The sequence below is a fragment of the Paraburkholderia sp. LEh10 genome (assembly GCF_017814945.1).
In the GTDB taxonomy this organism is placed as follows: Bacteria; Pseudomonadota; Gammaproteobacteria; order Burkholderiales; family Burkholderiaceae; genus Paraburkholderia.
Genome location: NZ_JAGIPX010000030.1, coordinates 68,850 through 95,372, shown reverse-complemented (window position 1 = coordinate 95,372; position 26,523 = coordinate 68,850). Strand labels below are relative to the sequence as shown.

Annotated in this window: 21 protein-coding genes and 3 pseudogenes; 10 read left to right on the top strand and 14 right to left on the bottom strand. The window is 63.5% G+C overall.

What is annotated here, in order from left to right:
* The first annotated feature begins 540 nt into the window (after positions 1–540).
* From J8I87_RS24205 to araH, 4 genes are all read left to right on the top strand, one after another.
* Positions 541–1,470: a Gfo/Idh/MocA family protein gene (locus J8I87_RS24205; RefSeq protein WP_209934505.1), complete on the top strand. Its 930-nt coding sequence runs from the start codon at positions 541–543 to the stop codon at positions 1,468–1,470.
* A 92-nt stretch (positions 1,471–1,562) separates the two neighbouring features.
* Positions 1,563–2,567 (top strand): arabinose ABC transporter substrate-binding protein, encoded by a 1,005-nt coding sequence (locus J8I87_RS24200; protein WP_209934503.1) that lies wholly within the window; start codon positions 1,563–1,565, stop codon positions 2,565–2,567.
* Positions 2,568–2,592: 25 nt separating this feature from the next.
* Positions 2,593–4,143: an L-arabinose ABC transporter ATP-binding protein AraG gene (araG, locus tag J8I87_RS24195; protein WP_409518795.1), complete on the top strand. Its 1,551-nt coding sequence runs from the start codon at positions 2,593–2,595 to the stop codon at positions 4,141–4,143.
* Between the two features lie 78 nt (positions 4,144–4,221).
* Positions 4,222–5,238, top strand: coding sequence for an L-arabinose ABC transporter permease AraH (gene araH / locus J8I87_RS24190; protein ID WP_209934501.1), 1,017 nt, complete (start codon positions 4,222–4,224; stop codon positions 5,236–5,238).
* A 28-nt stretch (positions 5,239–5,266) separates the two neighbouring features.
* On the opposite strand, the gene J8I87_RS24185 is transcribed toward araH, so the two are convergent.
* The 8 genes from J8I87_RS24185 to J8I87_RS24150 all read right to left on the bottom strand — a co-directional run bounded on the left by J8I87_RS24185 (position 5,267) and on the right by J8I87_RS24150 (position 14,619).
* On the bottom strand, positions 5,267–6,091 hold the full coding sequence (locus tag J8I87_RS24185; protein ID WP_209934499.1) for a M55 family metallopeptidase: 825 nt from the start codon (positions 6,089–6,091) through the stop codon (positions 5,267–5,269).
* On the bottom strand, positions 6,088–7,152 hold the full coding sequence (locus tag J8I87_RS24180) for a P1 family peptidase (protein ID WP_209934498.1): 1,065 nt from the start codon (positions 7,150–7,152) through the stop codon (positions 6,088–6,090). Before J8I87_RS24180 ends, J8I87_RS24185 begins: the two co-directional genes overlap by 4 nt.
* Entirely contained in the window at positions 7,149–8,054 is a 906-nt protein-coding gene (gene gsiD, locus J8I87_RS24175) for a glutathione ABC transporter permease GsiD (protein ID WP_209934497.1), read from the bottom strand. The genes J8I87_RS24180 and gsiD overlap by 4 nt, the downstream gene beginning before the upstream one ends.
* 7 nt (positions 8,055–8,061) lie before the next feature.
* Positions 8,062–8,982, bottom strand: a complete 921-nt coding sequence (gene gsiC, locus J8I87_RS24170) for a glutathione ABC transporter permease GsiC (protein WP_209934496.1) — start codon at positions 8,980–8,982, stop codon at positions 8,062–8,064.
* A 91-nt stretch (positions 8,983–9,073) separates the two neighbouring features.
* Positions 9,074–10,636, bottom strand: coding sequence for a glutathione ABC transporter substrate-binding protein GsiB (gene gsiB / locus J8I87_RS24165; protein ID WP_209934495.1), 1,563 nt, complete (start codon positions 10,634–10,636; stop codon positions 9,074–9,076).
* 90 nt (positions 10,637–10,726) lie between these two features.
* Entirely contained in the window at positions 10,727–12,646 is a 1,920-nt protein-coding gene (locus J8I87_RS24160) for a dipeptide ABC transporter ATP-binding protein (RefSeq protein WP_209934494.1), read from the bottom strand.
* A gap of 30 nt (positions 12,647–12,676) precedes the next feature.
* Positions 12,677–13,669, bottom strand: a complete 993-nt coding sequence (locus J8I87_RS24155) for an isoaspartyl peptidase/L-asparaginase family protein (RefSeq protein ID WP_209934492.1) — start codon at positions 13,667–13,669, stop codon at positions 12,677–12,679.
* Complete coding sequence (locus tag J8I87_RS24150; RefSeq protein WP_209934491.1) at positions 13,666–14,619, bottom strand: MurR/RpiR family transcriptional regulator; 954 nt, start codon at positions 14,617–14,619, stop codon at positions 13,666–13,668. The genes J8I87_RS24155 and J8I87_RS24150 overlap by 4 nt, the downstream gene beginning before the upstream one ends.
* Positions 14,620–15,124: 505 nt before the next feature.
* On the opposite strand from J8I87_RS24150, the pseudogene J8I87_RS24145 reads away from it, so the two are divergent.
* Positions 15,125–15,282, top strand: a pseudogene (locus tag J8I87_RS24145) (MFS transporter); the annotation flags it as partial.
* A 392-nt stretch (positions 15,283–15,674) separates the two neighbouring features.
* On the opposite strand, the gene J8I87_RS24140 reads toward J8I87_RS24145, so the two are convergent.
* On the bottom strand, positions 15,675–16,424 hold the full coding sequence (locus J8I87_RS24140; RefSeq protein WP_209934490.1) for an SDR family oxidoreductase: 750 nt from the start codon (positions 16,422–16,424) through the stop codon (positions 15,675–15,677).
* A gap of 72 nt (positions 16,425–16,496) precedes the next feature.
* Positions 16,497–17,456, bottom strand: coding sequence for a GlxA family transcriptional regulator (locus tag J8I87_RS24135; protein WP_209934489.1), 960 nt, complete (start codon positions 17,454–17,456; stop codon positions 16,497–16,499).
* A gap of 355 nt (positions 17,457–17,811) precedes the next feature.
* Between J8I87_RS24135 and J8I87_RS24130 the strand changes: the two genes are divergently transcribed.
* The 4 genes from J8I87_RS24130 to J8I87_RS24115 all read left to right on the top strand — a co-directional run bounded on the left by J8I87_RS24130 (position 17,812) and on the right by J8I87_RS24115 (position 22,452).
* Positions 17,812–18,738, top strand: coding sequence for a LysR family transcriptional regulator (locus tag J8I87_RS24130; RefSeq protein WP_209934488.1), 927 nt, complete (start codon positions 17,812–17,814; stop codon positions 18,736–18,738).
* Between the two features lie 110 nt (positions 18,739–18,848).
* Positions 18,849–20,042: a CaiB/BaiF CoA-transferase family protein gene (locus J8I87_RS24125; RefSeq protein WP_209934487.1), complete on the top strand. Its 1,194-nt coding sequence runs from the start codon at positions 18,849–18,851 to the stop codon at positions 20,040–20,042.
* The gene (locus J8I87_RS24120; RefSeq protein ID WP_209934485.1) at positions 20,039–20,992 is read left to right on the top strand and encodes a hydroxymethylglutaryl-CoA lyase; all 954 of its coding nucleotides are present in this window, start codon (positions 20,039–20,041) and stop codon (positions 20,990–20,992) included. The genes J8I87_RS24125 and J8I87_RS24120 overlap by 4 nt, the downstream gene beginning before the upstream one ends.
* Before the next feature lie 116 nt (positions 20,993–21,108).
* Entirely contained in the window at positions 21,109–22,452 is a 1,344-nt protein-coding gene (locus J8I87_RS24115) for an MFS transporter (protein ID WP_209934484.1), read from the top strand.
* Positions 22,453–22,516: 64 nt separating this feature from the next.
* Here the strand turns inward: J8I87_RS24115 and J8I87_RS24110 are convergent.
* The 4 genes and pseudogenes from J8I87_RS24110 to J8I87_RS24095 all read right to left on the bottom strand — a co-directional run.
* Positions 22,517–22,696 (bottom strand): annotated as a pseudogene (locus J8I87_RS24110) (GntR family transcriptional regulator); the annotation flags it as partial.
* Entirely contained in the window at positions 22,674–22,865 is a 192-nt protein-coding gene (locus tag J8I87_RS24105; RefSeq protein ID WP_209934515.1) for a hypothetical protein, read from the bottom strand. The gene J8I87_RS24105 and the pseudogene J8I87_RS24110, both read right to left, overlap by 23 nt.
* A gap of 163 nt (positions 22,866–23,028) precedes the next feature.
* A pseudogene (locus tag J8I87_RS24100) lies at positions 23,029–23,996 on the bottom strand (aminotransferase).
* 363 nt (positions 23,997–24,359) lie between these two features.
* Complete coding sequence (locus tag J8I87_RS24095; RefSeq protein WP_313065671.1) at positions 24,360–25,277, bottom strand: AraC family transcriptional regulator; 918 nt, start codon at positions 25,275–25,277, stop codon at positions 24,360–24,362.
* A 162-nt stretch (positions 25,278–25,439) separates the two neighbouring features.
* Here J8I87_RS24095 and J8I87_RS24090 point away from each other — a divergent pair, with 162 nt between their 5' ends.
* Entirely contained in the window at positions 25,440–26,339 is a 900-nt protein-coding gene (locus J8I87_RS24090; RefSeq protein ID WP_209934483.1) for a DMT family transporter, read from the top strand.
* The last annotated feature ends 184 nt before the right edge of the window (positions 26,340–26,523 follow it).

The following is a 26,523-nucleotide window of genomic DNA, read 5'->3' as shown; positions in this document are numbered from 1 at the left end:
GTACATGAAGCCGTTCTTGTCGGCGGTGCCGAACCAGGCGGCGGAGCGCAGTTTGCGGGGTTGGTCGGTCATGGTGTCTCGTTCAATTTAGTTCAAATATAGTAATACTATATGCCTTGTGCACTCCGATGTCCAATGATGCGTACAGGCAAACTTTTGCCGGACCTGTCGCGTTCGCAATGTTCAGAATAGTGCGTACAGGTCTCGCTAAAGCATAGGCAACGCCCGACGCCGATAATAAATTGAATGACGTTAGCGCGCTCGGCATGGGGGAAAGTACTAATCACATGTCCACGAATCGGCGCATATAGTTTGGCTAATTCGTCGGCAGCGTCGTGACAAATGAGGAGTTTCAAATAGTGGCAAGTTCGGACAATCGCTTCTTCGGATCGCTCGCTGCGCGGCTCGGCCGGCAGGTCGGCATGACGCCTCGCGGCGCTCGCATCGAACCATGCGAACTCACGCGTGCAGCGCATGCGCTTGCGTTACGCTGGGACCGCTAACAATCCGTTAGTCCCTCGAAGCTCTATCGCCCACTATATGAACACCAGACTTTCCATCGGCATCGTCGGCGTCGGCAAGATCGCCCGCGACCAGCATCTGCCCGCTATCGCCGCGCTCGACGGCTTCGAACTCGTCGCATGTGCGAGCCGCAATGCGCAGGTCGACGGCGTGCGCAACTACAAGACCATCGGCGAGATGCTTGCGAACGAGCCGCAACTCGACGCTGTGTCGCTGTGCGCGACGCCGCAGGTGCGCTTCGACCAGGCGCGCGCGGCCCTCGCGGCGGGCAAGCACGTGATGCTCGAAAAGCCGCCCGGCGCGAGCGTGCATGAAGTGGACGTGTTGCGTTCGATGGCGCGCGCCGCAGGCCGCACGCTGTTCGCGACGTGGCATTCGCGTTACGCGCCCGCTGTCGAAACGGCGCGCGAATGGCTCGCGCAACGCACGTTGAACGAAGTGCAAGTGCGCTGGAAGGAAGATGTGCGCCGCTGGCATCCGGGCCAGGCGTGGATCTGGACGCCGGGCGGACTCGGCGTGTTCGATCCCGGCATCAACGCGCTGTCGATCATCACGCACATGCTGCCGCGCGAAGTGATACTGCGTGCGGCGACGCTGTCGGTGCCCGCGAACGTGCAGACGCCGATTGCCGCCGACCTCGATTTCATCGACGCAGCAGGTGTGCCCGTGCGCGCCGAATTCGACTGGCGTCATGGTCCCGTCGAGCAATGGGAAATCGAAGTGACGACGACGGACGGCGTGCTCCATCTGAGCGAAGGCGGCAAGAAGCTCGCGATCGCGGGCAAGCCGGTCGGGCTCGGACCCGAGCGCGAATATCCGTCGCTGTATGAACGGTTCCACTGGCTGATCACGCATGGCGAACACGATGTCGATGTGCGCCCGCTGCGGCTGGTCGCCGATGCTTTCCTGCTTGGCCGTCGTCACGAGGTCGAGCCGTTCCACGACTAGAGCCTGGGAGAAATCCGGGCCTGGCCGTTCTGTCAACCTGTTAAGCGCTGATTCGAACTATCACAAGCAACGACCTGTTCAAGGAGACAAGCATGACCCGCAAACTTCGACGCCTCACGTTGTCCGCGATGGCCGCCACGCTATTGGCCGCGCCATTTGCAATGCAGATGACCGCGCACGCGGACGCGCCGCTGAAAATCGGCGTGCTCGTGAAAATGCCCGAGCAGGCATGGTTCATCAACGAGCAGAAGGCGGCGACGGCGTTGGGCCAGAAGGAGGGCTTCTCGGTGGTGAACATCGGCGCGCCCGACGGCGAGAAGGTGCTCGCAGCAATCGACAACCTCGGCGCACAGGGCGCGCAAGGCTTCGTGATCTGCCCGCCCGACGTGCGTCTCGGACCGGCGATTCAGGCGCGCGCGAAGCGCTACAACATGAAGTTCGTGACCGTCGACGATCAGCTGGTCGATTCGACGGGCAAGCCGCTCGCGGGCGTGCCGCATCTGGGCATGTCGGCGTTCAAGATCGGCAATCAGGTCGGCCAGGCGATCACCGACGAAATGAAGAAGCGCGGCTGGAAGCCGGAAGAAGTCGGCGCGATCCGCATCACCGACTACGAACTGCCGACGGCCAAGCTGCGCACCGACGGCGCAACGGAAACGCTGCTCGCGAACGGCTTCAAGAAGGACAACATCTTCGACGCGCCGCAAAAGACGACTGACGACGAAGGCGGCTTCAACGCAGCGTCGCCCGTGCTGTCGAAGCATCCGAACATCAAGAAGTGGGTGATCTTCGCGCTGAACGAAGAGACGGTGCTGGGCGGCGTGCGCGCCACCGAGCAACTGCACATTCCGGGTTCGGACGTGATCGGCGTCGGCATCAACGGCGCAGGAGAAGCGTTCGCCGAGTTCCAGAAGAAGGAACCGACGGGCTTCTTCGGCACGATCGCCGTCAGCTCGACCAACCACGGCAAGCAGAGCACGCAGAACCTCGTCGACTGGATCAAGTCGGGCAAGCAGCCGCCCGCCGACACGCAGACCACGGGCAAGCTGATGACGCGCGAGAACTGGAAGGACGTGCGCACGGAACTCGGAATCTGATGCGGCTTAACGGATGCAAGACACGATGAACGCGAACGACGCTGGCAGCGCGGCTTATGTCGCACCTTCCGATCAACCGTTGACCGCGGCCACGACGCATCTCGAACTCGACGGCATCACGGTCGCATTTCCGGGCGTGGTCGCGCTCGACAATGTGTCGTTCGACGTGCGCGGCGGCGAAGTGCATGGCCTGATGGGCGAGAACGGCGCGGGCAAATCGACGCTGCTGAAGGTGTTGTCGGGCGTGAACCAGACGCAGGCGGGCGCGTTGCGCCTTGCCGGCGTCGAGCACAAGTTCACGACGACGAAGGCCGCGATCGAGGCGGGCATCGCGATCATCTATCAGGAACTGCATCTCGTGCCCGAGCTGACGGTCGCGGAAAACCTGATGCTCGGGCAGTTGCCGAACCGCTTCGGCGTGCTCGACGAGAAGTCGCTCGTCAAGCGCGCGATGACGGAACTCGAGCGGCTCGGTGAATCGATCGATCCGAACACGCAGGTCAAGCGCCTGTCGATCGGTCAGCGCCAGATGATCGAGATCGGCAAGGCGTTGATGCGCGATGCGCGCGTGATCGCGTTCGACGAACCGACGAGCTCGCTGTCCGCGCGCGAGACGGAGCGGCTCTTCAAGATCATCAATGCACTACGCGCGCAAGGGCGCGCGGTGATCTACGTGACGCACCGGATGGACGAGGTGTACGAACTCTGCGACCGCGTCACGGTGTTCCGCGACGGCCGCAGGATCGAAACCTTCGACTCCGTCGCGGACCTCGATCGCGATCGCCTGATCAGTTGCATGGTGGGCCGCTCGATACGCGATGTGTATGGTTATCGTCCGCGCAAAGCGGGCGACGTTCAGCTTGAAGCGAAGCAGTTGATGGGGCCGGGGCTCTCCGCCCCGGTCTCCTTCACTGCGCGCAAGGGCGAGATCGTCGGCTTCTTCGGGCTGGTCGGCGCGGGGCGTTCCGAGCTGATGAAGCTGCTCTACGGCGCGACGCAGCCTGTTAGCGGCCATGTCGAACTCAATGGCAAGCGTGTGTCGTTTTCGACGCCGCGCGACGCCGTGCGCGCGGGCATTGCGTTGTGCCCGGAAGATCGCAAGCAGGAAGGCATCGTTGCGATTGCTTCCGTGGCCGATAACCTGAACATCAGCGCGCGGCGGCATTTCAGTCCGCTGAGTTTTCTGCTGAACGGCAAGCGCGAGCGCGACCTCACGCGCGAATACATCGACAAGCTGTCGATCAAGACGCGCAATACGGAAACGGTGATCGGCACGCTGTCGGGCGGCAACCAGCAGAAGGTGATTCTGTCGCGCTGGCTGGCGGAACGCATCGACGTGTTTCTGCTCGACGAGCCTACGCGCGGCATCGACGTCGGCGCGCGTGCCGAAATCTACGATCTGCTGTACGACCTCGCGGAAGCGGGACGCACGGTGATCGTCGTATCGAGCGATCTCGCGGAAGTGATCGGCATTGCGGACCGCGTGCTGGTGATGAAGGAAGGGCGCATCGTCGGCGACTTGCCTAAGGCCGATGCGTCGCCCGATCAACTGATCAAACTGGCTTTACCGCAGTGACGCAAACGCGTGACGCAGGCGCGTGAATCAAAAGCGTGAAGCAGCAACGCACCACGTAGACCACGGAACTGGAAGACCATGCAAACACCGAGCACCCGTCCGGCAACCGAGCCGGCAGCCAATCACGCCGCTTCGCCCGGCACGGCCGCACATGCGGCGCGCACATGGGACCTGATCAACAAGTCGGGCATCGTGATGGTGTTCGTCATACTGTTCGCGGTGCTGTCGTTCGCGGTGCCCGACTTTCTGACGAGCCGCAACATGCAAGGGCTGTTGCTCTCGGTCACGCTGATCGGCTCGATCTCCGTGACAATGATGTTCGTGCTCGCGCTCGGCGAGGTGGATCTTTCCGTCGCGTCGATCGTCGCGTTTTCGGGTGTCGTCGCATCGACGCTGATCACCGCGACGCATAGCGTGCTGCTCGGCGTCGCGGCGGGTGTGCTGGCGGGCGGCGCGGTCGGGCTCGTCAATGGCGTGCTGATCGCGCGCTACAAGATCAACTCGCTGATCGTCACGCTCGCGATGATGGAGGTGGTGCGCGGCCTCGCATTCATCACGTCGAACGGCGACGCGGTGATGATCTCCGAAGAGAGCTTCTTCGATCTCGGCGGCGGCTCGTTTCTCGGCATTTCATATCCGATCTGGAGCAACATAGTCGGCTTCGTGCTGTTCGGGTTTCTGCTGCGCAAAACGGTGTTCGGCAAGAACGTGCTCGCGGTGGGCGGCAATAGCGAGGCCGCGTTGCTCGCCGGTTTGCCCGTCACGCGCATCAAGATCACGGTGTTCGTGCTGCAAGGGCTCGTCACCGGCTTCGCTGGCGTGATGCTCGCGTCGCGGATGAGCCTCGGCGATCCGAAGACATCGGTCGGCCTCGAACTCGGCGTGATTTCGGCGTGCGTGCTCGGCGGCGTGTCGCTGACGGGCGGCGTCGCGACGATTTCGGGCGTGCTAGTCGGCGTGCTCATCATGGGTTCGGTGCAGGATGCGATGAGCCTGCTGAATGTGCCGACGTTTTATCAATACCTGATTCGCGGCGGTATTCTGCTGCTGGCGGTGTTGTTCGATCAGTTCAGGCGCAGCAAGCGGCGGGTTTGATTGCTCCGCCTGTGCATCGGTGTCGGCGTCAGCGCAACATAAACGACATCGCCGACAGGCAATTCAGCGTGCGAACCGCATGCTCGACAGAAGGCGCGGAGCACCGCAGCGTGACGCCGTCCACGCGTTCGAGCGACGGCATCTGTGCGAACAGATCGGCAAGCGCGGTGGTCTGCACGCGAAGCTCGATATCGACGGGTTGCGGCGTAACGCGTTGCGCAACAGCCCGCCTCTCCAGTCGCGCGACAACGTCCTTCGCGGCTTCCTTGATCGCATCGCACGCACGTTCTGGTGTTTGCGTGACGCCGCTGCCATAGCCCGTCGCGTTCTTCGTGACCACGAACACAGCTTCGGGAAACGAAGCGCGCGTCTCTTGCGCGAACACGTCATCGCCGGAAAGCAGCACGACGCGTGCGCCATATTCGGCGGCGAGCGCGCCATAAAGCCCTGCCTCGCCTACATCGCGTCCGTTCATCGTGACACGAGAAAAAGCAAAGCTGTTGATCGTGTGCGCGAGAATCCCACGGCTTTGCGCCATCGCGTGATAGCCGATCATGAACACGAGCTGCGGCGCGTATTCGAGCCCCGCCATCATGCCGAGCGTGCGCGGCTTGCCGAGTACCACGTTTGCGCGCGCATCGAGCATGTCGGGCAGCAGATTGCGAAAGCCGCCGTGCGAATCGTTGACCCAGACGTCCGTTGCGCCGCCCGCGAACGCGCCTTCGATCGCCGCATTCGCTTCGAGCGTCATCCAGCGGCGCGCGCGTTCATATTCGCCGTTGCCCGCGCGAGTTTGCTCAGGGCTCATGACGCCCGCGACGCCTTCTATATCGACGGAAATCAGTACCTTCATGTTGTGTGCCGTTTCAGCAGTTGATCGAGATCGGGCACCGCTTCGTGCAGCGAGAAACGCGTGTGAGCGTCCCGTCCCGTGACGGTCGTGGCCGACCACAACGCGTCGACGATCGCCTGCTCGACGCTATCCGCGCAGGCCTGAAACAGCGGATCGAGACGTGCATCATTGAGCAGCGGTGGCGGAGCATTGAAGTCGGCTTCGGACGCAACCGTCCAGGCCGTCGAGAACGCGAGCGCGATATCGCCGCTGCCGTGCCCGTAGACGGAGCCGGTGCGCGCGAGACCCGCGGCGGCGCGCATCGACAGACGTCTGAGCTGGCGCGCATCGAGGGGCGCATCGGTGGCGACGATCATGATGATCGAGCCTTGCTCGGGCTTCACTGCTGTTGCCGCGGCTGCGCGTCGCCGCGCGAGTTCGCGGCCAACGGGTATGCCATCGATAGTCAGCATCGGCAATCGGCCGAAGTTCGCGAGCACGAGCGCGCCGAGCGTGAACGCGTTCCCCGCCACGCTCGCCACACGCGACGCCGAACCGATCCCGCCTTTCAGGTCGAAGCTCGACATGCCGCGCCCCGCGCCGACCGAGCCGCGTGCGAACGCCGACGATGCCGTATCGAGTGCGTGAACATAGTGCGATTCTTCAACCGCGAGCGCCTGAATATCGTTCAGGTAACCGTCGTTGCATTCGAACACGAGCGGATTGACGGTCGGCCATTCGCGCCCGACCTGTGGATTGTTGGCGATGGCCGCGCGAATCTGCGCCTGCGCGACGGCTGCGACGCCGAATGTGTTGCTCAGCGCAATGGGCGTTTCGAGCACGCCAAGTTCTTCGACCTGCACGAGTCCGATGCTCTTGCCGAAGCCGTTTATCACGCTCGCCGCGGCGGGCACCTTTTGGCGATATGGATCGCCGCGATGCGGGCGGATCGCGGTCACGCCCGTCTGTATCGCGCCTCGATCGATCATGCAATGTCCGACCGTCACGCCGGATACATCGGCGATCGTGCCCAACGGACCTGCGGGCAATACGCCGATATGCGGCATCGGCGGCATGTTCATGGCCGGTCGAGCTTCGGATCGAGCGCGTCGCGCAAGCCGTCGCCGAGCAGATTGAACGCGAGCACCGTCAGAAAGATCGCGAGGCTCGGGAACAGCGCGATATGCGGCGCTGTCACCATGTCGGCGCGCGCCTCGTTAAGCATCGCGCCCCACTCGGGCGTCGGCGGCTGCGCGCCGAGGCCGAGAAACGACAGGCTCGCAGCCGTGATGATCGACGTGCCGATGCGCATCGTCAGATACACGATCACCGACGAAATCGTGCCCGGCAGAATGTGCCGCATGATGATGGTCCAGTCCGACGCGCCGATGCTGCGCGCCGCTTCGATATACGTCAACTGCTTGAGCATCAGCGTGTTGCCGCGCACGAGCCGCGCGAACGCGGGGATGCTGAACACCGCGACGGCGGCGATCACGTTGATCATGCCGTTGCCGAGTATCGCGACGATGCCGATCGCGAGCAGAATGCCGGGGAATGCGAACAGCACGTCGGCGACACGCATCGTGATGCGGTCCCACCAGCCTTCGTAATAGCCCGCGAGCAAGCCGAAGAACGTGCCGGCAATCGCGCCGATCGCCACCGACACGAAGCCCGCCGCCAGCGAAATGCGCGTGCCCGCGACGATGCGGCTGAAGATGTCGCGGCCCAGCGCATCGACGCCGAACCAGTGCGCAGCCGAGGGGCCCGCGTTCAATGCATCGTAGTCGAAATAGTTTTCCGGGTCGTACGGAACGAGATGCGGACCCGCAATCGATACGGCGACGAGCAGCAGCACGAACACGCTCGCCGCGAGTGCGACATGCTGCTTGCGGAACTTGCGCCAGAACTCGCTCCAGGGCGTGCGGATCGCGCGCTCTTCGTGAGCGGTCGAGACGGCGCGGGTGTTATCGGCGGTCGTGCTCATGCGGACCTCACTTGAAACGGATGGTCGGATTGATGACGGCGTACAGCACGTCGACGACCAGATTGATGACGATGAATTCGAACGAGAACAGCAGCACTTCGGCCTGAATCACCGGGTAGTCGCGCATCGCGACGGCGTCCACCAGCAGGCGGCCCATGCCCGGCCAGTTGAACACCACCTCGACGACGATCGAGCCGCCGAGCAGAAAGCCGAACTGCAAGCCCATCATCGTGACGACGGGAATCATCGCGTTGCGCAGGCAGTGCTTGATGACGACCCATTGCTCGGCGACACCTTTCGCTCGCGCGGTGCGCACGAAGTCTTCGTTCAGCACTTCGACGAACGACGCGCGCGTGAAGCGCGCCATCACGGCGGCGACGGCTGCGCCGAGCGTGACGGACGGCAGCACGTAGCTGCGCCACGAGCCATCGCCGACGATGGGCAGCCAGCCGAGCTGCACGGAGAACACTTCCATCAGCAGCATGCCGAGCGCGAACGCGGGAAACGAAATGCCCGACACCGCGAGCGTCATGCCGAGCCGGTCGGGCCACTTGTTGCGCCACACGGCCGACACGATGCCGATCGCCATCCCGAAGATAACGGCCCACACCATGCTGACGAGCGTGAGCAGCAGCGTCGGCATGAAGCGCTCGCCGATCTCCGCGGCGACGGGGCGCTTGCTGCGCGTCGACGTGCCGAAGTCGCCATGCGCGATGCGCGCGAAGAAGTTCACGAACTGCTGCGGCATCGGCTTGTCGAGTCCGAGATCGGCGCGCACGAGCGCGACGGTCGCTTCATCGGCTTCGGCACCGGCCGCGAGCCGCGCGGGATCGCCGGGCAGCATGTGCACGAACAGGAACACGAGACCGGCGACGATGACGAGCGTCGGCAGCAGGCCCAGCAGGCGTTTGACGAGAAAGTTCAGCATAGAGCGATCCGCTATCGAAAAGCAGGTGCGGCATGAGGCGAAGGCGCTGGTCCCGAAACCTGTGCTTCGAGACCAGCGCGGCTTCAGCGGCTTACTTCAACGCGATTTCGTCGAAGTTGAACGACCCGTCCGGCGCGACATACGCGCCCGACAGACGCTTGCTGCGCGCATACACGATCTTCTCCTTGACGAGGAAGATCCACGGCGCGTCCGTCCAGATGCGCTTTTGCGCATCGCCATAGAGCGCGGCCTTCTTCGTGCGGTCCGTCGTTTCCAGCGCCTTCGTCAGATCGCTGTCGACGTCATCGTTCTTGTAGTACGCGGTGTTCACGAGCTTCGGCGGGATCGACGACGACGCGAGCAGCGGCGTGATGCCCCAGTCCGCTTCGCCCGTCGATGACGACCAGCCGATGTAGTACATGCGCACGGGCGCCGTCGCGGGATCTTGCGCGCTCTCCACCCTCGCGACACGCTGGCCCGCTTCGAGCGCTTCGACGCTGGCCTTCACGCCGACTTGCGCCAGTTGCTGCTGCACGAACTGAATCGTCTTCTGCGACGTCGAGTTGTTGTACGCCGACCAGAGCGTCGTTTCGAAGCCGTTCGGATAGCCCGCTTCCTTCAACAGCGCGCGCGCCTTCGCGGGATCGTACGGCCACGGGCCGAGCTTCGTCGCGTAATCGACGCCTTCGGGAATCACGCCGTCGGCGGGCACCGCATAGCCGGAGAACGCGACCTTCGCGAGCGCTTCCTTGTTGATCGCATAGTTCAGCGCCTCGCGCACCTTCGGATTGTCGAACGGCTTTTTCGTCGTGTTCAGGCTGACATAGCGGTTGATGATCGACGGCGTCGCGACGATGTCGACCTTCGGGTTCGATTGCAGCGTCGCCGCCTGCTCGAACGGAATGCGGAACGCGAAGTCCGCCTCGCCCGTGCGCACGAGCGCCGCGCGCGTGTTGTTGTCGACGACCGGCTTCCAGTCGATCTCATCGATCTTCGGATAGCCCTTCTTCCAGTAGCCGTCGAACTTCTTCACCGTCAGATCGCCAGCGGGGTCCCATTTGACGAGTTCGAACGGACCTGTGCCGACGGGATGAAACGCGAGGTCCTTGCCGTACTTCCTGATCGCGTCGGGCGAGATCATCACGGCCGACGGATGCGCGAGCACGTTGACGAACGCCGAGAACGGCGCCTTCAGCGTGATCTTCACCGTGTACGGATCGACGACTTCCGTTTTCTCGATGCGGCTGAACATGTTGTAGCGCTTCAGCTTGTTCGCCGGATCGGTCACGCGGTCGAACGTCGCTTTCACGGCGGCCGCGTTGAAGTCGGTGCCGTCCTGGAACTTCACGCCCTGGCGCAGCTTGAACGTGTAGACGCGCGCGTCGGGGCTCGCTTCGTAGCTCGTCGCGAGCACATTGACGAGCTTCATGTCCTTGTCGAAGCCGAACAGGCCTTGATAGAACGATTTCGACACGGCTTGCGACAGCGTGTCGTTGGCGTCGTACGGATCGAGCGTCGTGAACGTCGAGTCGACGGCCATCACGGCGGTCTGCGCCGCGTGCGCGGCGCCGCAAGCGAGCATCGCAAAGACCAGCGCGCCGCTCGTCACGAGCGAACGCAGGCGCAACGGTTGAAGCATGGAAGGCGTAGTCATCGTTTCGTAACTCCACTGAGCAAGTGAACTGCTTGTTGTCATGCCGCTGGTCCACGCGGCTTCTGGTTTGTTGCCTGATAGTCTGGCTGACTAGTAAGCGCCGCCGATCCTGTGCGCGGCCACGAAATGATCCGGCCCGACCGCGACGAGCGGCGCGACAACGGGCTCGTTGTCGAGCGCGCGGATCGGGCTGGGCAACTCGTCGGCGGCGAGCATGCGCTTCGCGTGGCGGCGCGCCGGATCGGCGACGGGCACGGCGCCCATCAGCTTCTTCGTGTACGGATGCTGCGGCGATTCGAACACCGCGCGGCGCGGGCCGATCTCGACGATCTGCCCGAGATACATCACCGCGACACGATGGCTGATGCGCTCCACGACGGCCATGTCGTGCGAGATGAACAGATACGCGACGCCGAGTTCGCGCTGCAGATCGAGCATCAGATTGATGATCTGCGCCTGCACGGAGACGTCGAGCGCCGACACCGACTCGTCCGCGATCACGACCTTCGGGTTGAGCGCGAGCGCGCGCGCAATCGCGATGCGCTGACGCTGGCCGCCGGAGAATTCATGCGGATAGCGGCGCGCGGCATCGGCGGGCAGGCCGACCTTGTCGAGCAGCCACGCGACGCGTTCCTGCGCTTCCTTGCCGCTTGCGACGTTGTGCACGAGCAGCGGCTCCATGATCGAGAAGCCGACCGTCAGACGCGGATTGAGCGACGCGAACGGGTCCTGGAAGATGAACTGGATATCGCGCCGCAGCGCCTGCAACGAAGGGCCGCTCAACGAGCTGATGTCCTTGCCGTCGAACTCGATGCTGCCGCTCTGGCTTTCGACGAGACGCAACAGCGAACGGCCGGTCGTCGATTTGCCGCAACCCGATTCGCCGACGAGCGCGAGCGTTTCGCCCGCATGCAGATCGAAGCTGACGCGCTCGACGGCATGCACGCGGCCCGTGAGCTTGCCGAACAGACCGCTGCGCACCGGAAAGCGCGTGACGAGGTCGCGCACGCGGAGAACCGGTTGGGCGGGCGGGTGCTGCGCGGCGTCGTCATGCGCGGCGCGCGCTTCGTGCGACGTGTGCGCGTGCTCGCCATCAAGCGTGAGCAGTTGAAACTTCGCGGGCGCATTCGTGCCTTGCATCGAGCCGAGTTTCGGCACGGCGGCGAGCAGCGCCTTCGTATAAGGATGCGCGGGCGCGGCGAACAATTGGGCCGACTCGCCTTGCTCGACTTTCTCGCCGCGATACATCACCAGCACGCGGTCCGCCACTTCGGCGACGACGCCCATATCGTGCGTGATGAAGATCACGCCCATGTTCATCTCGTCCTGCAAGCCGCGTATCAGTTGCAGGATTTGCGCCTGGATCGTCACGTCGAGCGCGGTGGTCGGCTCGTCGGCGATCAGCAGCGACGGCTTGCACGACAGCGCCATTGCGATCATCACGCGCTGCCGCATCCCGCCCGACAACTGATGCGGATAGCGCGCGGCCACGCGGCGCGCCTCGGGAATGCGCACGAGATCGAGCAGGCGCAACGTTTGCGCGTGCGCTTCGCTGCGGCTCATGTTCTGATGCAGCGCAATCGCTTCGCCGATCTGGTCGCCCACCGTGAAGACGGGATTGAGCGACGTCATCGGCTCCTGGAAGATCATCGCGATGTCCGCGCCGCGAACGGAGCGCATCGTCGCCTGCGAGGCCTGCGCGAGATCGAGCACGCTGCCGCTGCGTCGGCGAAACGCGATACTGCCGTTCGCGATGCGTCCGCCGCCATGTTCGACGAGACGCATCAACGCGAGCGACGTCACCGACTTGCCCGAGCCCGACTCGCCGACGATCGCCAGCGTCTCGCCGCGATCGACGGACAGCGACAGATCGCGCACCGCGTTGAACGTGCTGTCGCCGCGACGGAACGAGACCGTCAGGCGGTCGATATCGACGACGCGTTGTGGCGGCAGGTTATCGAGCGCACGTGTCTGGTCAGGCGTGTTCGGCACGATGGTTTCTCCCGGCATTTGAGGCAGTGAATTGCGTGAGCGTTGTGGCTAGCGATAGATCGCCGTGACGGGCGCTTCGCCGACACGCGCGTAACCGCGATACATGCCTTCCGTGTTGAACGGCAGCACGACGTTGCCGTGCGCGTCGACGGCGATCAGGCCGCCGCGCCCGTCGATGCGCGGCAAGCGGTTCATCACGACGTCGTTTGCCGCTTCCTCCAAAGCCACGCCGCGATACGCCATTTGCGCGGCCACGTCGTAGGCGGCGACCATGCGCATGAACATCTCGCCGGAACCCGTGGCCGACACGGCGCAGGTGGCGTCATCGGCATAGCAGCCCGCGCCGATCAGCGGCGCATCGCCGACACGGCCCAACTGCTTGTTCGTGATGCCGCCCGTCGAGGTCGCGGCGGCGACGTGGCCGTACAGATCGACGGCGACCGCGCCGACCGTGCCGAACTTCTTGTTGGGATCGATGGGCTCGTGCGGCAGCGCGTCGTCCTTGACGGCCTCGTTTTGCGCGGCGAGCGCCGCACCGTCGTGATCGAGCATCGCACGCTGCTGCTCGCGCGCAAGCTGCCACTGACGATAGCGCGCATCGGTGTGAAAGTACGAGGGATCGACGAACTCAAGCCCTTGCGCCTGCGCGAACGCTTCCGCGCCTTCGCCCGTGAACATCACGTGCTCGCTGTATTCGAGCACGTGGCGCGCCGCGACGATGGGATTGCGCACGCGCTTCACGCACGACACCGCGCCTGCTTCGAGCGTGCGGCCGTCCATGATCGATGCGTCGAGCTCATGCGTGCCCGCCGACGTGAACACGGCGCCGTGCCCGGCGTTGAACAGCGGGCAATCTTCGAGAAGGCGCACGGCTTGCGTGACGGCGTCGAGCGCGCTGCCGCCGTCGGCGAGCACTTTCTGCGCGGCGACGAGCACCGCGTGCAATTCGGCGTGGTAACGCGCCTGCGCGTCGGAGGCCATCGACGCGCGCACGATCGTGCCCGCGCCGCCGTGAATCGCGATTACGGCTTTGGTGGTCATGGCTTTTTCTTTGCCTTCGTAGTGGTGGGCCGCGTGGATGTCTTCGAGTGGTTGCGTATCGCCGAGGTGTCGGTGAGCCAGGGCAGCACGAACCCGGTCATTTCGGCGGCGGCCTGCGCGGAACGCTTCGCGCGGTATGCAACGGCATCGCACAACGCTTCGATCACGGCGAGGACGGTCGCCTCGGAGGTTGCCGCGAGACGCCGCTCCGCGCGGATGAAGAGCGAGCGGGTCGCGAGCACGGCGAGCGGCGACGCCGGACCGTCGGTCAATGCAAGCACCTCCGCGCCGAGACTGGCGGCGCGGCGCGCGAGCTCGACCGTATCGTCGACATAGCGCGGGAACGCGATCGCGATCACGAGATCGCCCTTGCGCGCGTTGAAGAGGCGGCGTGCGGCATGCGTTGGCCCGCCGATCAGCGCAAGCGATTGCACGTTGTCGTGATACGGCAGCAGGTTGTGCTCCATCAAGCTCGCGAGAAACGCGCTCGCGCCCGAGCCGAGGATGAACACGCGCCGCGCGGCGATGATCGCCTCGACGGCGGCGAGCGCTGCGGCGTTGTCGATTGCGCTGCGCGTCGTGCTGAGATTGGTGGCCGCCTGTTCGAGCGATGAGCTGAAAAGCTCGTCGCCCGTCGTTTGTGCTTCCTGAGCCGAACGCAAGCGCTCGACGGGCGCGAGTGTCGCCTCGAAGCCCCGGACGAGTGCTTCGCGAAACGCCGGATAGCCGTCGAAGCCGAGCGCGCGGGCGAAGCGGTTCGCTGTTGCGATGGAGGCGCCGACCGCGTTCGCCAGCTCGTCGATGCGCATGGTCGCGGCGCGGAACTGGTTCGCCAGCACGAATTCGCCCATGCGCCGATGGACCGGCGTGAGGATCGGCATCGCGGCCGTGATGCGGGCGGCGATGGCGGGCTCGGCGGCAACAGGGGACTTGGGGCTGTGACGGGACATCGAGCGTTGCGGTCAGATTGATGGATCAGGAATGTAAGCGAATTTACATGAAAACTGTCTCATGAAAATAAATTTTCTTTCGGATAAGGGTTTGTACGGAGGGGTCGAGGAGAGTCGAGGCCGCGTCAGATGCGTTGTGACATGCCGATCCTTGCAGGCGCGGCTCATCGGCAGGCATCCTCAAGCATCGTCAAGTGTGCGGGTGCGCCCGCATCGTTTGTTTGATTTTTAGCAATGCTGCGCTCGCGCTTGATCCAACCTTCGCGCGAACGCGCCCATAGACGTTGCGCGTGAAGCGCAAGCGCAGACAGAAACAGCTGCCTCAAGTCAAGGCCGCCTTGTTTTGCTTCGAGACTTGTCGGGGTGAGCGCCGTGCGTCAGAACGAGTGGTGAACACCCGTCAGCACGATCGCCTGATTGAGTCCGCCCGATACGCCCGCCGTGAAGAATGCGGCGTTCGCGCTGTCGTTCGCGTGCTCATGCCGGTTTCTCTTCCTTTGCCTGCGTTGGTGGCGCGTGGCTCAAGCTCGCGGCGATCTTCGCGCCGACACTCGCGTGTCGAAGACGATGATCGGCGGCAATCTCGATGTGGCGTTTTATCTGCTTGCTGTCGTGCCGATTCTCGCGGCGCTGACTGTGCAGTTTCCTGGGATCGAGACGTAGGGGAAGATGTTGGAGCAACGGGAGGCTCGAGGTTCCTCTCTTCTTGACGGCTTGAATGTTGGGCCCACGGTGCGCGGCTGTTCGCGTAGCGTGGCCCAGGCCGTTTAGAGGTGAGAGTTTTCGGGAGTGAGTTCTGGGGTGGGGATTTCTTTCACCTCGGGGCGTGGCTTGTTGCGTTGATGGTCACGTAAAAGGCTGAAATTTCGCGGGAATTTGGGGGTTTTCGCAAAACGGCCAGACAGTGGCGCTTGCGTTGTCGAAGTCGTGAATCGCGCGACGCGGTGTAAAGGTGAGCGTTTTCGGGAGGTCGGTTTTCCATGTCCTGGGCTCGTATTGCCGAACGCCCGGTGTGAGTCCGTGAGGCACGTGTGCTCCGCGTGCGCGAAGGCTGCTCACCCTTGCGGCAACTCTCTCACGTCTGCCGTCGCCACCGCGCCGAACGTATCGCTCAACGCATAGTCAACGAGCTTTGCCGCCGACTCTTCCGCCGTCGACAGTTTCCCGCTGCGCTTCAACTCCTCGAACTTCTCGCGCATCGGAAACTTGTCCAAACCTGTCGAGCGAATCTCAGCCTGCATGTTCGTATCGACGACACCCGGCGCGACGCTGCAAATGCGCAGCGCGCGGTTCTGATCGAGTGCGACGGAACGCGCGTGATGATCGAGCGCGGCCTTGGTCGCGCAGTAAACGCTCCAGCCCGCATATGGATGCCGTGCGGCGCCACTCGAAATATGAACGATGCGCCGGTCGCCCGCATCCGGGCTTGCGGCAGCGAACGCGCTCGCCAGCATCAATGGCGCGCAAACGTTCAACGCCACGGCTTGCGCAATCGCAGCAACGTCCTGCGCCTCGACGGGACCAATCGGCTGCACCATGCCGGCGTTGTTGAACAGCAGCGCCGTTTGCGCACCGCGAAGGAAGTTGCCCAACGTATCGCCCGCGAGAAACTGCGCGAGACGATTAGCATCGGAAAGATCGACCTCGACCTGATCGAAGCCGGCCCGAGCGGCGAGCGCCTCGTTACGCGAGCGCGCAACACCCAGCACGGCGATGCCTCGCGCAAGCAGTTGTTCGGCGAGTGCCGCGCCGAGGCCGCGCGTATGGCCGGTGACGATGGCGCGAACAGAAGTAGTGGCGTTCATGTTGAGGTTCGAGAAAGCCGTTGAGGTGCCGATCATTTTCGCACGCGAGTCACGCGGCTGCATCCGCACGCCTCAATCGTGCCGGAAACGCTCGCGGTATTGCTTTGGCGTCGCACCGATACGCTTCGTGAACACGATCCGCATGCGGTCCGCCGTGCCGAAGCCGCAATCGTAGGCGATCGTCTTGAGCGCCGCGCCGCTGCTTTCGAGCAACTGGCGCGCCGCGTCCATCCGCGCGCGTTCGACGAACTCATGCGGCGTCACGCTGGTTTCCTGCACGAAGATCCGCGCAAAGTTGCGCGCGCTCATGCCCGCCACTTCGGCAAGCTGCCTGACCGTGAAGTTCTGCCTGATGTTTGCCATCACGTGCGCCTGCACCCTGGCGACGGGCGAAGTTTCGTCGGCGGGCGCAGTGAGGTAAGGGCTGAACTGCGACTGGCCGCCCTGGCGCTGCGAGAACACGACGAGCCGCTTCGCCACTTTCAGCGCGGTCTGCGGGCCGTGATCCTCGGTGACGAGCGCAAGCGCGAGATCGATGCCCGCCGTCACGCCCGCCGATGTCACGAGCCGGTCGTCGCGCAGATAGATACGGTCGAAATCGACGCGCGCTTTCGGGAACTGCGTCGCGAGTTGCTGCGCGTGCTGCCAGTGCGTCGTGACGTTGCGCCCGTCGAGCAGACCCGCGTGACCCAACGCGAACGCGCCCGTGCAGATAGACCCATAGCGCTTACATTGAGAGGCGACGTTCGCGAGCCATTGCGTGAGGCGCCCCTCCGGGATGCTCTCCGGCAACGCGGGGCCGCCCGCCATCAACGCGAGATCGAATCTCGTGCGCTTGTCGTCGAACGTTTCGTCGGCGACGAAGGTGATGCCGTTCGACGCCCGCAACGGCTTGCTGTCCACGGCGAGCAGCTTCACTTCATAGCGGTCCTTGCCGTCGATGAACAGGTTTGCTTCGGCGAAGACATCGACGGGACCGGCGACATCCAGCGCCTGGACGCCCGGAAAGATCGCTATGGCAACGCTCGGCATTCAATGACCTCGCAGACAACGCGTTGAGAGAAACGGCAGCAGACGACGTGAGCCTGGCAGCGTCCAGCCGTCCACGCAGGTTGTTGGCGAAGGCATCGAAAACAAGACTGAAGCCATCGCATTCACTTTGGAAACGGGACGCAGCCACCATCGAGCAGCAGGATAACAAACCCGCCCATCGACGAAGGGCGCATCGACCGTCACGGGCAGCTGCTGAACATCGCATTGATGGACACGTTTGCTGCAAGCGATCCCATTTCGCTGATGTGTTTCGACTGACGGCAAGCGTTCGCGGCGCGCTCGCGGCACAATATGAAGCATTGCATCTCGTTGCTATGCGCCATTCGTGTCCGCCATGGTCCTGAAGAACCTGCTCCGCCGCCTCGACCTCACGACCCTGCAACTCTTCATCGCCGTCTATGAGGAAGGCACGCTGACGCGCGCCGCGGAACGCGAGGCCATTGCCGTTTCCGCAGCCAGCAAGCGTTTGCTCGAACTGGAGCAGGCGGTCGGCGCGACGCTCTTTCAGCGTAACGCGCGCGGCATGACGCTCACGCCCGCAGGCGAAACGCTGCTGCATCACGCGCGCCGCGTGATGCGCGGCATCGAGAACATCGGCATCGAACTCGCGGGCCACGCGAGCGGCGTGCGAGGCTACGTGCGGATGATGGCGAACCTTTCCGCGATCGTCGAATTCCTGCCCGAAGACTTGCGTGCGTTTCTCGCGGTGAACGACCGCGTGAAGATCGATCTCGAAGAGCGGCCGAGCGGCGGCGTCGTCGAGGCGGTGGCCGACAGTCTCGCCGACTTCGGCATCTGTTCCGGTGAAGCGGACGCGCGCGGCCTCGAAGTGACGCATTATCGGCACGACGCGCTCTGCGTCGTGATGCGAGACGATCATCCGCTCGCGGACCGCACGAGCGTCGCGTTCGCGCAAACGCTCGACAGCGATCACGTCGGCCTGCACTCGGCCAGCTCGATCAATGCGCGCACGCATACGGCCGCGCGCCAGGCGGGCAAGCCGCTGAAGCTGCGCATCCACGTGCCCGGCTTCGACGCCGTGTGCCGGATGATTCAGGCGGGCATGGGCGTCGGCGTGCTGCCGATCAACGTCTATCGCATCATGGGCAGGCCGCTGGGCCTCGTGTCCGTTGCGCTCGAAGACGAATGGGCCGAGCGCGACCTCATCATCGTCACGCGCGACGCGGCCCATCTTTCGCCCGTCGCGAAGCTGCTGTTCGACCATCTGCGCTCCGTGGAAGCCGCGTCCAGCAAGGCTTAGCGCCGAGCGTTCGCGAACCGCGAACGGTCGTTGGCGAATTGCGGTTGGACGCCGGGGCCGCGTCGCTTCTAACCTTGTCTCCAACATGAAACAAGATTGGAGACAGCATCATGAGTGGTCCATTGAAGGGTATTCGCGTCGTCGAAATCGGCACGCTGATCGCGGCGCCGTTCGCCGCGCGGCTGCTTGCCGAATTCGGGGCGGAGGTCATCAAAATCGAAGCGCCCGAAACGGGCGACCCACTGCGCAAGTGGCGCAAGCTGCATGAAGGCACCTCGCTCTGGTGGTATCTGCAATCGCGCAACAAGAAATCGATCTGCGTGAATCTCAAGTCGGCGCAAGGCGCCGACGTCGTCAAGCGTCTCGCCGCCGACGCCGACATCGTCATCGAAAATCTTCGACCTGGTGCGCTCGAAAAGCTCGGCCTCGGCTGGGACGTGCTGCACGCGATCAACCCCAGGCTCACGATGGTCCGCATCTCCGGCTACGGACAGACGGGCCCGTACCGCGACCGTCCGGGCTTCGGCGCGATCGGCGAAGCGATGGGCGGCATCCGTTATACGACGGGCGATGCCGAGGGTGCGCCGGCGCGCGTCGGCGTGAGTCTCGGCGATTCGCTTGCCTCGCTGCACGGCGTGATCGGCGCGCTGATGTCGCTGCTGCGCGTGAAGACAGGGCAGGGCGACGGACAGGTGGTCGATGTGTCGCTCGTCGAAAGCGTGTTCAACCTGATGGAAAGCCTCGTGCCCGAATACGATCTGCTCGGCCACGTGCGCGAGCGCAGCGGCGGCGCGCTGCCGGGCATCGCGCCGTCGAACACGTATCGCACGGAGGACGGCGGCTTTGTCGTGATCGCGGGCAATAGCGATCCCATCTTCAAGCGCCTAATGCACGTGATCGGCCGAGCGGATCTCGCCGACGATCCCGCGCTCGCCCGCAACGACGGCCGCGTCGCGCAGAGCGCGATGCTCGATGCCGCGATCACGGCCTGGACCTCGCATCATTCGATCGACGATGTGCTGGCCGCGCTCGAGCAAGCGGAAGTGCCTTCGGGCCGCATCTATTCCGTCGCCGACATCGTCGCCGATCCCCACTACGAAGCGCGCGAGATGTTGCTGAAGGCGGAGTTGCCGGGCGGCGCGTCGGTGAAGATGCCGGGCATCGTGCCGAAGCTCTCCGACACGCCGGGCGAAGTGCGCTGGCAAGGTCCGGCGCTCGGCGCGCATACGTCGAGCGTGCTGGCCGATCTGGGCTATGAGCAAAGCGACATCGAGCGGCTGCGCCGCGAAGGAGCCGTGCAATGAACTTCGAACGCGAAGACATTCAGTTCGACAAGCTGGTCGTCCAGGAAGTCGCGCCGCGCGACGGCCTGCAGATCGAGCCGACGTGGGTCGAAACAGCCGACAAGATCGCGTTGATCGATCAGTTGTCGACGGCGGGCTTCACGCGTATCGAAGCTGGCTCGTTCGTATCGCCGAAGGCGATTCCCGCGTTGCGCGACGGCGAAGCGGTGTTCACGCAGATCCAGCGCCGCGAAGGCGTGATCTTCGTCGCGCTCGTGCCGAACGTGAAGGGCGCCGAACGCGCACTCGCGGCCCATGCCGACGAACTGAACCTCGTGATGTCCGCGAGCCAGACGCACAACCGCGCGAACATGCGGATGAGCTGCGAAGCGTCGCTGGATGCATTTGGCGATATCGTGCGGCTCGCGCGGCATTTCACGGTGTCGTTGAACGCGACGGTGGCGACGGCGTTCGGCTGTCCGTTCGAAGGCAAGATCGACGAAGGCCGCGTGCTGTCGATCGTCGATGCGTACCGTGAAATGGGCATTCACGGCATCACGCTCGCCGATACGACAGGCATGGCGAATCCGCGCCAGGTTGCGCGGCTCGTCAAGCGCGTGCTGCAACGCGTGCCCGCCGACGCGCTCACGCTGCACTTTCACAACACACGCGGCCTCGGCCTCGCGAACGTGCTCGCCGCATATGAAGCGGGCGCGCGCCGTTTCGACGCGGCGCTCGGCGGCCTTGGCGGCTGTCCGTTCGCGCCGGGCGCGTCCGGCAACATCTGCACGGAAGACCTCGTGAACATGTGCGACGAGATCGGCATTCCGACGGGCATCGATTTGCCGAAGCTGATCGCGTTGTCACGCACGCTGCCTGCATTGCTCGGTCATGACGTGCCGGGCCAGTTGATGAAAGCGGGCCGCAATTGCGACGTGCACCCTGTACCCGATTACGTACGCTGTATCTGAGCTTCTTTCAATCCAACTAAAAACTCAAGACCGGACGGCGCGGCCGGATCCGGGCCTCGCATGGGACGAGAGCGAGCGCTAAAGCGCTAACGCTCGTCGACACAAAGGAGACAAGCATGAGCACACCAGGCGCAGTCGCGGCGGACAGCCGCGACGACAAGCTATCGGCAACCGCCGACATCATCAAAAAGGTAGCGTGGCGGCTGATGCCGCTCATCATGATCTGCTACCTGTTCGCGTTCTTCGACCGCATCAACATCAGCTTCGCGAAGTTTCAGCTGCAAAGCGATCTCGGCTTTTCGGATACCGCCTATGGTCTCGGCGCGAGTCTCTTCGTGATCGGCTATGTGCTCTTCGAGGTGCCGAGCAACATGCTGTTGTACAAGGTCGGCGCACGCAAGTGGATTGCGCGGATCATGATTTCATGGGGCCTCGCGACGGCCGCGATGGTGTTCGTCAGCAACGAATGGCAGTTCTACGGTCTGCGCTTCCTGATCGGCGCGATGGAAGCGGGCTTTGCGCCCGGCGTGCTCTACTATCTGACGCTGTGGTTTCCGGCGAGCTATCGCGGACGCATCACGTCGCTGCTGTTTCTCGCGTCGGCGTTCTCGGGTCTGTTCGGCGCGCCGATCTCAGGTCTCGTGCTCGGGCAGATGGACGGCGTGTTCGGCATTCGCGGCTGGCATTGGCTCTTCATGCTCGGCGGCTTGCCGTGTGTCGTGCTCGGCATTCTCGTGCTCAAGGTGCTGAAGGATCGCATCGAAGACGCGGGCTGGCTGTCGCCGACGGAGAAGACCTATCTGTCGAGCCAGATCGCGCAACAGGCGCAGCCGACCACGCATGGCCACTCGCTGCTCGGCGCGATCCGCACGCCCGGCTTTCTGACGCTTGGGCTTATCTATTTCCTCATTCAGATCGCGTCGTATGGACTCAACTTCTGGGCGCCGCATCTGATCCGCAGCGCGGGCACGCAAAACCCGACGATCATCGGTTTGCTGACGGCAGTGCCTTATATTTGCGGCGCGATCTGCATGGTCGTGGTGGGGCGCTTGTCGGATGCCTCGGGCGAGCGCCGCAAGTTCGTCAGCGCGTTGCTCGTGATGGCGGCAGCCGGGTTCTTCGCTGCGGGCTACTTCGACAAGCAGACGGTGATGCTGGTTATCGCACTGGCTGTGCTCGGCGCGGGTGTGATCGCTTCGATTCCGGCTTTCTGGGCGTTGCCGCCGAAGCTCGTGACGGGCGCGGGCGCCGCGGGCGGCATTGCGTTGATCAATACGCTGGGCCAGTTGGGCGGCATCGTGAGCCCGGTGATGGTGGGACGTGTGCGCGACGTGACGGGCAGCACGACACCGGCGCTTTATGTGATCGGCGCGCTGAGTCTGATTTGTGCGTTGATCATTCTGTATGGTCTGCCGCAGTCGCTGCGGCAGAGGGATCATACGGCGAAGGCAAGCGCGTGACGTATCGATGATCTGATAGCAGACAAACGCACGGCCTTTGCCGTGCGTTGCGCGTTTCTTGTCTTCAAGCCTTCAAGTTCGCCGCCGCCACATCCTCCCGCGACCGCACCTGCAACACCGCATCGCGGTTGTCGAGCAAATGCTGCCGCAAGATCGCGCTCAAACGCTTGCCGTCGCGCGCCTCCAGCGCCTTGAGCATGTCATCGTGATCGTGAATCGCGCTATCCCACTTCGGAGTCTGAAAGCGTGCGGCCATAGCAAAGCGGACGCTCTCGAGCACGCGTGTTGACGTGCACGGTATAACCCGCCGCTTCGAGCACCTGTTGCGCGGCGCGCACGTTTTCCGGCTCGATGCTGTTATTGAACGGCTGTCGCAAGATCGATGCGAACACGGTGATGGTCGCGGACGGCACCAGTTGCCGTCATCAGATCCACGACGGCGCAGGTGTCGATGCCGTCCACGTCGCGCGCGTACGGGCACGGGCGTTGAAATAGGCGCAACGCGGCAAGCCTTCGCTTCAAGCGATCACGAAGCGAAGGCTTTCAAGCAACGCGCGGCTGACGCGCCTAGCTCGTCTAACGCGCGATGTCGCGCAAGAAGTCCGACACTCTCGCCAAACCCGTGACCAGCACATCGCGATTGTTCGTATAGCCGATGCGCACATAGCCTTCCACATCGAGTGCACTGCCAGGCGTGAACATCACGCCCGTCTTTTCGATCAGCGCGACGCAGAAATCGCGTGAACGCATATCGGCATCGACGCGCACCAGCGCCGTCGTGCCCGACTTCGGCTTCACATACGAAAGCAGCGGTTCTTTCGCGATCCACGCATCGAGCAGCGAGAGGTTCGTGCGCAAAATGCCGTGGTTGCGTTCGAGGATGGCCGTGCGGTTTTCCAACGCGATCGATGCGAGCAGATCGTTCAGCATGCCGACGCTGATCGTGTTGTAGTCGCGATGAATCTGCACGCGATGAATCAGATCGACGGGCGCGACGATCCAGCCCACGCGCAAGCCCGCGAGCGACCACGTCTTCGACATGCTGCCCGTGCTGATGCCCTTCTCGTACACGTCTGCAACCGATGCCGTGAAGCCGTTGCCTTCCTGATCGGTGCCGCGATACACCTCGTCGCAGAGCACATATGCGCCGCAAGAGCGCGCGATCTGCGCGATTGCTTCGAGCGATGCGCCGTCCATCAGCGAGCCGGTCGGGTTGTTCGGATTGTTGATCGCGATGACGCGGGTGGCCGGCGTGACCATGCGCCTGAGTTCGTCGAGGTCGGGCAGAAAGGCGTTTTCCTCGCGCAGCGCAGAATCTCGACCTTCGCGCCATAACTCTCGGGAATCGAATAGTGCTGCTGGTAGGTGGGCAGCACGGATATCACATGATCGCCGGGTTCGACGAGCGTTTCGTAGACCAGTGCGTTCGCGCTGATCGCGCCGTGCGTAATCAGCACGTTCGGCACGCTCTGCCTGTCATACAGACACGCGACGTTGCTGCGCAAACGCTCCGTGCCGTCGATTGCGCCATAGGTCAGCTTCATCGGCAGAATCTCGGCGAGCAGCGCGTCTTCCTTGCCCGCGATCTTCAGCAGTTCGCCGACCGTCAGCGATTCGACACACGTTTCAGCAAGATTCAGCTCGCACCGGTTCTCGTAGAGATCCATCCAGCGTTCGACCCCGAATTCCCTGATTTGCATAAGTTCCGTCCTCGGTTCGGTGAAAACAGCATTGGGCGCGACAGATCGTGCGTTCGCGGCGCGAATGAAATCGAGTATAGACTTCTTTGTCTCAAATGGACAAATTGAGTCGCGCGAATCCGGTCTCGCCGCAAATGGGCGGCGTCGCGCGCAGCATCGGAAAGCAACGAGAAAGAGTACGCCGCTAAGCGCTGCAGGCGTCGCGTATCAGACCGCGCGCAATGCCTGACGATAGAAGGCGGGCGATACACCGACGCCTTGCCTGAAGCGGTGACTGAAGTGGCTCGCGTTTGCGTAGCCGCATTGCGTGGCGATTTCGGCGAGCGGCAGCGTCGTCGTGCGCAGCAGCGTGCGTGCGCGTTCGAGCCGTTGCTGCGCGATCCACGCATGCGGCGGCAGGCCGAACGACGTGCGGAACATCCGCGCGAGGTGGAATTCGGAGAGGTTCGCGACGGCGGCCAGTTCGCCGAGCGTCAGCGGCTGCATCAGATTCGACTCGATGTAATCGCGCAGACGGCGGCGCGTCGCCACCGCGAGGCCGCCTTTGAGCACAGCGCCCATCCGGCTCACGCCTTGCGAGCGCAACAGCATGCTCAAGATTTCGTGCGCCGTTTCGTTGGCGCGCAAATGGCCATCGACGTCGTCCCATGCGTCGTTTGCGAGCGACTGGCAAAGCGCCGCAATGCGCTCGTCCTCGAAGTACGTGCGGTCAGCGAGCGTCAGTTCGCGCGGTTCGCGGTCCAGTTCGCGGATCGCGCGCTCCGTGAAATGCTCGGGCAGGAAATACAGGTGCATGAAATGCATGTGGCCGCGCACCCACCAGCCCGACTCGTGATCGCCGGGCAGCGCGCACAGGCGGCTTGGCGCGCCGTAGCGGCCCGGCAGCTTCTGGCGCTCCGTGCGATAGCCGCCGTCCAGATAGCACGACAGCGTGTGATGGCCGGGCTGCTCGTAGATCGTTTCGGCCTCTTCGGTGTCGCGCGTCCAGATCGCGACGGCGAGCTTGTCACCGAGCCACGCGAAACGATCGAGCGTCGCGTTGGACTCGCTGAGCGTCTGGCAGACCGAATGCAGGCCGAACGGCGGATCGGCTGGGTCGGTTGTGGCGATGGACGGTGTGATCACGTGAATGAAGCGAAAACGGAAGAGGCACTTGCGGTTCACCGCAAGTATACGTGCTGCATGCTTGCCGCTCCGGGCGCGTGCGAAAAGTGAGCAATTCTGGACAATCGAACGGACGTGCGCGGGTGCATAGTCCGGTCACGCGTATCGTCTGGCGTTTCGATCATGAATCTCTTTCTTTATGTTGTGACCGTGTTGATCTGGGGCACCACCTGGATCGCGATCAAATGGCAGCTTGGCGTTGTGCCGGCGCCCGTGTCGATTGCGTGCCGTTTCTGGCTTGCCGCAATCGTGCTGTTTGCGCTGCTGAAGATCATGCGCCGCCCCGTGTGGCCGCCTCGCGCCGCATGGCGTTTCCTGGCCGCGCAAGGGCTCGCGCTGTTTTGCGTGAACTTCCTGTGCTTTTATTACGCGGAAAGCGTCGTGCCGAGCGGTCTCGTGGCCGTCGTGTTTTCGACGGCGCCGCTGTTGAACTCACTCAACGGGCGGCTTTTCATGGGACGCCCGTTGCAGCCGACGGCCATCGTCGGCGCGGTGCTCGGGCTCGCGGGTATTTTGTGCCTGTCGCTTCAGCAAATGTCAGGGCGTCTCGGCGATCACGCCTCCTGGCTCGGTCTTGCCGTCGCTTTCGCGGGGACGATGTGCTTTTCGGCGGGCAATCTGCTGTCGAGCCGCATGCAGTCGATGGGGCTGCATCCCATCGTCACGAATAGCTGGGCGATGCTGATCGGCGCGAGCGTGCTGACGCTCGGCAGCTTCGCCGCCGGCTTGCCGTTCACCCTCGAATCCGATGCGCGCTATCTGGGCGCGCTCGTCTATCTGGCCGTGCCGGGATCGGTGATCGGATTCACGGCTTACCTGATGCTGGTCGGGCGCATCGGGCCCGAGCGCGCCGCGTATTGCACGGTGCTGTTCCCGTTCGTGGCGCTCGCGGTATCGACGGTGTTCGAGGGCTATCGATGGTCAGCGCTTGCCGTGATCGGACTCGTTCTGGTGGTGGCCGGCAACCTCGTGGCGTTCGGCTGGACGCAGCGGCTGTTCATGCGTCGCGCCCGCGTTGCGTGAGGCGCGATTTTCTTCACGCTACGCGTAATCCGATTCAAATAAAAGCATAAAAAATAGCCAATCGATTTATTTAAAGAAAGGCGGTCGAGTCCGATTTGAGAAAATAAGAGGCGCAATAATCTTATTCCATGCGAATTGGGTTAAATGATTCGCGCGGAATGGCAAATGCTTCAATCAGCGTATT

Excerpts from the sequence above, each read along its gene's own strand:
- J8I87_RS24205 (WP_209934505.1), top strand. The coding sequence starts at position 541 with ATGAACACCAGACTTTCCATCGGCATCGTCGGCGTCGGCAAGATCGCC.
- J8I87_RS24200 (WP_209934503.1), top strand. The coding sequence starts at position 1,563 with ATGACCCGCAAACTTCGACGCCTCACGTTGTCCGCGATGGCCGCCACG.
- araG (WP_409518795.1), top strand. The coding sequence starts at position 2,593 with ATGAACGCGAACGACGCTGGCAGCGCGGCTTATGTCGCACCTTCCGAT.
- araH (WP_209934501.1), top strand. The coding sequence starts at position 4,222 with ATGCAAACACCGAGCACCCGTCCGGCAACCGAGCCGGCAGCCAATCAC.
- J8I87_RS24185 (WP_209934499.1), bottom strand. The coding sequence starts at position 6,091 with ATGAAGGTACTGATTTCCGTCGATATAGAAGGCGTCGCGGGCGTCATG.
- J8I87_RS24180 (WP_209934498.1), bottom strand. The coding sequence starts at position 7,152 with ATGAACATGCCGCCGATGCCGCATATCGGCGTATTGCCCGCAGGTCCG.
- gsiD (WP_209934497.1), bottom strand. The coding sequence starts at position 8,054 with ATGAGCACGACCGCCGATAACACCCGCGCCGTCTCGACCGCTCACGAA.
- gsiC (WP_209934496.1), bottom strand. The coding sequence starts at position 8,982 with ATGCTGAACTTTCTCGTCAAACGCCTGCTGGGCCTGCTGCCGACGCTC.
- gsiB (WP_209934495.1), bottom strand. The coding sequence starts at position 10,636 with ATGACTACGCCTTCCATGCTTCAACCGTTGCGCCTGCGTTCGCTCGTG.
- J8I87_RS24160 (WP_209934494.1), bottom strand. The coding sequence starts at position 12,646 with ATGCCGGGAGAAACCATCGTGCCGAACACGCCTGACCAGACACGTGCG.
- J8I87_RS24155 (WP_209934492.1), bottom strand. The coding sequence starts at position 13,669 with ATGACCACCAAAGCCGTAATCGCGATTCACGGCGGCGCGGGCACGATC.
- J8I87_RS24150 (WP_209934491.1), bottom strand. The coding sequence starts at position 14,619 with ATGTCCCGTCACAGCCCCAAGTCCCCTGTTGCCGCCGAGCCCGCCATC.
- J8I87_RS24140 (WP_209934490.1), bottom strand. The coding sequence starts at position 16,424 with ATGAACGCCACTACTTCTGTTCGCGCCATCGTCACCGGCCATACGCGC.
- J8I87_RS24135 (WP_209934489.1), bottom strand. The coding sequence starts at position 17,456 with ATGCCGAGCGTTGCCATAGCGATCTTTCCGGGCGTCCAGGCGCTGGAT.
- J8I87_RS24130 (WP_209934488.1), top strand. The coding sequence starts at position 17,812 with ATGGTCCTGAAGAACCTGCTCCGCCGCCTCGACCTCACGACCCTGCAA.
- J8I87_RS24125 (WP_209934487.1), top strand. The coding sequence starts at position 18,849 with ATGAGTGGTCCATTGAAGGGTATTCGCGTCGTCGAAATCGGCACGCTG.
- J8I87_RS24120 (WP_209934485.1), top strand. The coding sequence starts at position 20,039 with ATGAACTTCGAACGCGAAGACATTCAGTTCGACAAGCTGGTCGTCCAG.
- J8I87_RS24115 (WP_209934484.1), top strand. The coding sequence starts at position 21,109 with ATGAGCACACCAGGCGCAGTCGCGGCGGACAGCCGCGACGACAAGCTA.
- J8I87_RS24090 (WP_209934483.1), top strand. The coding sequence starts at position 25,440 with ATGAATCTCTTTCTTTATGTTGTGACCGTGTTGATCTGGGGCACCACC.